The 5880-nt window shown below is 72.0% G+C and carries 6 protein-coding genes; 3 read left to right on the forward strand and 3 right to left on the reverse strand.

Annotation, left to right across the window (positions count from 1 at the left end):
- Positions 1 to 3 precede the first annotated feature (3 nt).
- Complete coding sequence (locus tag ABZ565_RS23770; protein ID WP_361030284.1) at positions 4 to 1125, forward strand: peptidoglycan bridge formation glycyltransferase FemA/FemB family protein; 1122 nt, start codon at positions 4 to 6, stop codon at positions 1123 to 1125.
- Between the two features lie 16 nt (positions 1126 to 1141).
- On the opposite strand, the gene ABZ565_RS23775 is transcribed toward ABZ565_RS23770, so the two are convergent.
- Positions 1142 to 2695, reverse strand: coding sequence for an FAD-dependent oxidoreductase (locus tag ABZ565_RS23775; protein WP_361030287.1), 1554 nt, complete (start codon positions 2693 to 2695; stop codon positions 1142 to 1144).
- Positions 2696 to 2839: 144 nt separating this feature from the next.
- Here ABZ565_RS23775 and ABZ565_RS23780 point away from each other — a divergent pair, with 144 nt between their 5' ends.
- The gene (locus ABZ565_RS23780; protein WP_361030290.1) at positions 2840 to 3367 is read left to right on the forward strand and encodes a hypothetical protein; all 528 of its coding nucleotides are present in this window, start codon (positions 2840 to 2842) and stop codon (positions 3365 to 3367) included.
- 24 nt (positions 3368 to 3391) lie between these two features.
- Here ABZ565_RS23780 and ABZ565_RS23785 read toward each other — a convergent pair whose 3' ends face one another.
- Together ABZ565_RS23785 and thpR are read right to left on the reverse strand one after the other, a co-directional pair.
- The gene (locus ABZ565_RS23785; protein ID WP_361030293.1) at positions 3392 to 3952 is read right to left on the reverse strand and encodes a hemerythrin domain-containing protein; all 561 of its coding nucleotides are present in this window, start codon (positions 3950 to 3952) and stop codon (positions 3392 to 3394) included.
- Between the two features lie 137 nt (positions 3953 to 4089).
- Entirely contained in the window at positions 4090 to 4719 is a 630-nt protein-coding gene (thpR, locus tag ABZ565_RS23790; RefSeq protein ID WP_361030296.1) for an RNA 2',3'-cyclic phosphodiesterase, read from the reverse strand.
- A gap of 558 nt (positions 4720 to 5277) precedes the next feature.
- Here thpR and ABZ565_RS23795 point away from each other — a divergent pair.
- Entirely contained in the window at positions 5278 to 5496 is a 219-nt protein-coding gene (locus tag ABZ565_RS23795) for an MbtH family NRPS accessory protein (RefSeq protein WP_361030299.1), read from the forward strand.
- The last annotated feature ends 384 nt before the right edge of the window (positions 5497 to 5880 follow it).

The following is a 5880-nucleotide window of genomic DNA, read 5'->3' on the forward strand; positions in this document are numbered from 1 at the left end:
CCGATGGACCTCCGCCTGAGGACGATCAGCCGGGACGAGCACCTGGCGTACGTGGACAGTCTGCCGTCCGCGAGCCATATGCAGGTCCCGTCCTGGGGCGAGGTGAAGCCCGACTGGCGGGCGGAGAGCCTCGGCTGGTTCGACGGCGACGGCCGGATCACCGGCACCGCCCTGGTGCTGTACCGGCCGCTGCCGAAGGTCAGGCGCCACCTCGCCTACCTCCCCGAGGGCCCGGTCATCGACTGGTACGACGACGACCTCGACCGGTGGCTGGACCCGCTCCTGGACCACCTCAAGGAGCAGGGCGCGTTCACCGTGAAGATGGGCCCGCCCGTCGTCGTCCGCCGCTGGGACGCGGCCACCGTGAAGGAGGCCATCGCCGACCCGCACGCCCACCGCCTCGGCGAGGTCGCACCCACCGAACAGGACCCCCGCGCCTTCGCGCTGACGGACCGCCTGCGAGCCATGGGGTGGCAGCGGTCCGGGGGCGACGGCGAGGACGGATTCGCCGTCGGACAGCCGCGTCACGTCTTCCAGCTCCCCCTCGCCGGCCGCTCGCCCGACGACATCCTGGCCGGGTTCAACCAGCTGTGGCGCCGCAACGTCAAGAAGGCCGAGAAGGCCGGCGTCAAGGTCGTCCGGGGCGACTACGCAGACCTGGACACCTTCTACACGCTCTACACCGAGACCGCCGAGCGCGACCGGTTCATCCCCCGCCCCCTGGAGTACTTTCAGCGCATGTGGAAGGCGCTCACCGCCGAACACCCCGACCGGATGCGGCTCTACCTCGCCGCGCACGACGGCGAGGTGCTGGCCGCCGCCACCATGCTCACCGTCGGCGGGCACGTCTGGTACTCGTACGGAGCGTCCACCAGCCGCAGGCGCGAGGTCCAGCCCAACAACGCCATCCAGTGGCAGATGATCCGGGACGCCCACGCCATGGGCGCGCACGTCTACGACTTCCGGGGCACCACCGACACCCTCGACGAGAGCAACCACCTGCTCGGGCTGCTCCGCTTCAAGGTCGGCACCGGCGGGCAGGCCGCCGAGTACGTGGGCGAGTGGGACTACCCGCTCAACAAGGTCCTGCACAAGGCGTTCAGCCTGTACATGGCGCGGCGGTAGCAGTCCTCGCCGGCCGTCACCCCTCGTCGCCGGGGTCCAGCGCCTCCAGCGGCCGCACCGCCGGGCCCTGGAGGACCGAGCCGTCGACGCCGAAGCGCGAGCCGTGGCACGGGCACTCCCACGCCGTCTCCGCCTCGTTGAACGCCACCAAGCACCCCAGATGCGTGCACCGCGCGGACACCGCCCGCACGGTGCCGTCCGGCTCCCGGTACACGGCGCAGCGGCGGCCCTTCACCCGGACCACCGCCCCCGTTCCCGGAGCCACCTGGCTCACCGAGTCCAGGTGGCTGACGCGCAGCCGGTCGCCGACGAAGTGCTTCGCCACCTCCGCCTGCGCCCCCAGCAAGGATCCCGCCTCGCGGACCGCGCTGCCCAGCCGCCGGGGGTCGTACAGCTCCGCCCAGGGCAGCGGCGGGACGCCGTCCGCGATGAGCGAGGTCAGCAGCCGGCCGGCGAGCACCCCGCCGGTCATCCCCCAGCCGCCGAACCCGGTCGCCACATAGGTGTGCCGGGCCCCGATGTGGAACGGCCCGATCAGCGGGACCGTATCGCTGGGATCGTTGTCCTGTGCCGCCCACCGGTACGCGGTCGGGCCGGCCGCCGGGAACCGTTCGTGCATCCATGCGTCCAGCCGCCGGAACCGCTCGCCGGGGTCCCCGGTACCCGGAGTGAAGCTCTCCCCGGTCACGATCAGCAGGCGCCGGCCGTCATCGAGCGGGGTGGAGCGCACCGAGCGCTTCCCCTCGTCCTCGGTGATGTACATGCCCTTCGGCGCCAGATCGGCGGGGATGGGCGCGGCGACGACCAGTTCCCGCCGGGGCGAGAGCCGGGCGAACAGCATCGCGCGGTCGAAGACCGGGTAATGCGTGGCGACGACCACGTCCCGGGCCGTCACGCTCCGCCCCGACTCGGTGGTCACCCGGCACGGCGTCCCCTCGGACAGCCCGGTCACCCGGCTGCGCTCGAAGACGCGGCCGCCCTGAGCGACCAGATCCCGGGCCAGCGCCAGCAGGTACTTGCGCGGGTGGAACTGGGCCTGGCCGTGGGCCCGGACCGCCCCGCCGATCGCGAACGGCAGTTCCGTCTCGGAGACGTACGCGACGTCGAGTCCCGCGTCGGCTGCCGCCCGCGCCTCCGCCTCGACCAGGTGCCGGGACTCCGCCCCGGCCGCGTAACTGTACGCGCTCACCCGCTCCAGGTCGCACGCGATCCCCAGCTCCTCCACGATCCCGGCCACCCGCTCCACCGCGTCCAGCTGCGACGCCGCGAACAGCCGGGTCGCGTCCGCGCCGCGGGTCCGCCGCAGCCGGTCGTACACCAGCGACTGGAGGGCGGAGACCTTGGCCGTCGTGTAGCCGGTCACCCCGGCGGCGATGCGATCCGCTTCCAGGACCACGACGTTCCGGCCGGCCCTGGCCAGCTCCCACGCCGTGCTCAGGCCCGCGATGCCGCCGCCGATCACGACGACGTCCGCATCGGTGTCCGAGGCCAGGGGCGGGTGGCCGGGTGCGTCGGTGCTGTCCATCCAGAAGGACTCGTCCAGCCCCGGAAGGGGGCGGGGGTGGTTCATCGTGTGCTCTCCCAATCGTTCAGGGCCCGGGGTGTCTCGCCGGTCATGGCGCACACCACGGCCGGAAGGTGCTCTGCGTCATAGGGGGGCCGGGGAAGGGCGCAGTACGCTGCACGGCGATCCAGCACCCGAGGGGACGCCCCGATGCCCGCAGACCTTGCCCCGCTCATCGCTGCCACCACCCGGTGGCTGACGCGCGCGTTCCCGGCCGGCGGGGGCCCGCTCACCGCCGCCCTCGCCGAGGCGCAGGCCCGCCAGGCCGTCACGGTCGCCACCTGGCTCCGCTACCCGACCGACCTGGACGCCGCTCTCGTGGTCCTGACCGGCCCCGGCGGATCCGCCCGCCTGGACGAGGTCACCGGCGGCCACGGCCGGGCGGCGGCCGGCCCGACGGACGCGGCCTGGCGCAGCTGGGTCGACGAGGTCGTCGCCAGCTGGGCCGCCCATCTGCTCACCGCGCCCGACGCGGCGCGGGAAGCGGTGAAGGCGCTCGAAGAGACCGAGCACGGTGTGACCGCCCCCGCCGAATTCCGCCGCCTGACGGAGCCCAGCGCGCACGACCTGGCCGCCACCGCACTGCTGCGCCACCCCGACCTGCTGGAGCCGATAGCCCGCCTCCACCACGCGGGCCTGCTCGACCGCCTGCGCCTCGGCCCGGCCCGCGCCTGTTGAGACCCCGGGAAGCGCGGAGATGCTTCAGCCCTTGCCGCGACCGCTCAGCAGATCGCGGGCCCGGTCCACCAGACCGGCGCCGGGGCCGAGGATCTTGTTGCCGGGCGGGGTGTCGGGGGCGGAGGGATGCGGACGCGTCGGGGCCGTCTTCTTCGCCGCGCGCACCTTCTCGCCCAGCTCGTCCAGGGCCTCGGGGGAGACGGCCGCCGCCAGCAGCGGGAACAGCCGGTTCTCCTCGTCGCGCACGTGCTCGCTCACCTCGAGCTTCAGCTTGGCCACCAGGTGGTCGAACTGCGGGTCGTCCGCCGGCAGCCCTTCCAGCTCCTTGAGGTGCTGCTCCACCTTCGCGTGGTCCTCCAGCTCCTTGTCGGCCATGTCGTCGCCGTCGTCCACGAATCGCCGCACCGCCGGGTAGAGGTGCATCTCCTCCGCGACGGAGTGCCGGACCAGCTCGACCGTCAGCTCGTCGGCGAGCTTCCTGCGCTGCTCGTCACCGACCGGCTGGGCCTCGATCTTCGCGAACAGTTCATCGACCTCGCGGTGGTCCGTGGTGAGCTCCGCGATCACGTTTCCGCCGTGTCCCATCAGTGCAACCCTCTCCGCTTTGTGTGGTGCGAGCCGAAGTCAGCCCACCGTTCCACAGGGGTACCCCCGAACCCCACCAACACACGGAGCCACGCCCCACTCCGGTCAGGCTGGCGTAACGGCCGGGGCGGCCCCTCTCAGGGACGTGCGGGCGGCGCGGCGGCACCGGCAGCCGTGCCGAGCGGCCAGGCCTCGATGTCGCGGTAGCGGATGTGCCCGGGGCCCTGCCCCGCGTTGCCGCCGACCAGGTGCAGGCGCTCGGCGGGCCAGGGGCGGCCCCGGAACTCCGTGAGCCGCGCGGCGATCTCCCCGGCCGATGTGTGGTCGCCCCGGCGCACCCGGGCCAGGGTCAGATGGGGGCGCAGCGGCCGGTCCTCCAGGCCGATCCCGCAGTCGCGGACCGCGGCCCGTACGTCGTCGGCGAGCCGGTGCAGTCCGTCGAGGTCGCCGGCGATCCCGCTCCACGCCACCCGCTCGTCGAACGTGCCGCCGCCGTGCAGCGCCAGGCGGGGAGCGGGGTGGGACGCGGCGAGGGCGGCGAGCGGCGGACGCAGCAGCGGCACGGTGTCCACCGGGAGCGCACCCAGGAACGCCAGGGTGATGTGCCAGTCCTCCACCCGGTTCCACCGCACCTGCGGGTGCGTCCCGTAGACGGGGCGCAACTCCCGGGCCAGCTCGTCCTTCGCCGGGTCGGGCGGAGCGAGGGCGATGAACACGCGCACGGTCGCGGGCGGGATCTCTTCGGTCACACGGCATTCGTATCGCATGCGGTGCCGGACGCCCCGGCCGGGTGACTGCCTGCGCCACGGCCCGGGGTATGACGCAGGGTGACGGGAATGGCCATTGATTCCGAATGGGGCGCGCACCCGGCGCACGGGAGCGCGACGAGTTCGGCGCGTGCCCGTGGAGGAGGGGGTGTACGCCGGCGGTTATCTGAATGTGCGCGGGTCGTATTTAGTGAAATGCGCACAATCGGGACATCGGGTGGCTGAAAGTTTCCGGGGGAGCGGCCTTGGCATATGTCTCCGGCCGGCCTTCCTGCACGTCGCGGCCGTACGGGCCGATAAGTAATGGTCCGAATTCGACTCTTGGGCTGTCGGTGGTCCTCTATGGTGATTGGCGTGAACGGGCGAAGCCGGATGACCGGCCGGCCATCGGCGTCACGTCGGTATACCGAGGCGTAACGTATCTCCGTCCCGTGCGGCCGGGCTTGCGCGGTAGGGGCCGGCGGTTCGATGGTGGGGGAGCGGTGAATCCGTGCGGCAGGCCCGCATATATCTGAGGAACATGCGGTGGCATGTGGAAAAACAAGTGGGGGGACGGTCGTGACCAATCCTTTCGATGACGAGTCGGGTCGGTTCGTGACGCTGGTGAACGGCGAGGGCCAGTATTCGCTGTGGCCGGCGCACATCGAGGTTCCGGGCGGCTGGAGCGTCGGCGGTCCGGAGGGTTCGCGGCAGGAGTGTCTGGACGCCGTCGAGGCCGCGTGGACGGACATGCGGCCCGCCGGCCTGGTACGGGCCATGGAGGCCGACGCCGGATAGAGCGGCGCGTGTGCCTGCGGGCCGAACCGACCCGCAGGCACACGCTCCTGCCCCTTTCGGTCGGTGTCGTTCCCATTCGGGCAAAGTCGATCAGTCTGGAGTGGTGATCGATCATGTTCCGACGAGAAATGTTCATGCCGCAGTCACGCGGCTTTATTGCCTCATTGCTGGACTGTGCGTCGGCCTGTCCTCGATAAGCAAAGAAAACCGGGCCCGCTTCCGGTTTTCCTGACGGGAAGCCGCTCCCGTGGTGCCCAGACATGGGCGCGGTGACGTTCTCCTCGCTTTTTCCCGCCCGTTGCCGGCCATGGACGCCGCACCGGCACGGCGGCTTCGTCCTGCCCTCTTCGTCCCCGAAAGCTCTCCCCGAAGGTGTGTCCCGGC

Source organism: Streptomyces sp. NPDC016469 (assembly GCF_040632905.1).
In the GTDB taxonomy this organism is placed as follows: Bacteria; Actinomycetota; Actinomycetes; order Streptomycetales; family Streptomycetaceae; genus Streptomyces.

Bases quoted from the DNA above. Each gene is read 5' to 3' on its own strand.
- ABZ565_RS23780 (WP_361030290.1), top strand. From the start codon at position 2,840: ATGCCCGCAGACCTTGCCCCGCTCATCGCTGCCACCACCCGGTGGCTG.
- thpR (WP_361030296.1), bottom strand. From the start codon at position 4,719: ATGCGATACGAATGCCGTGTGACCGAAGAGATCCCGCCCGCGACCGTG.
- ABZ565_RS23785 (WP_361030293.1), bottom strand. From the start codon at position 3,952: ATGGGACACGGCGGAAACGTGATCGCGGAGCTCACCACGGACCACCGC.
- ABZ565_RS23775 (WP_361030287.1), bottom strand. From the start codon at position 2,695: ATGAACCACCCCCGCCCCCTTCCGGGGCTGGACGAGTCCTTCTGGATG.
- ABZ565_RS23770 (WP_361030284.1), top strand. From the start codon at position 4: ATGGACCTCCGCCTGAGGACGATCAGCCGGGACGAGCACCTGGCGTAC.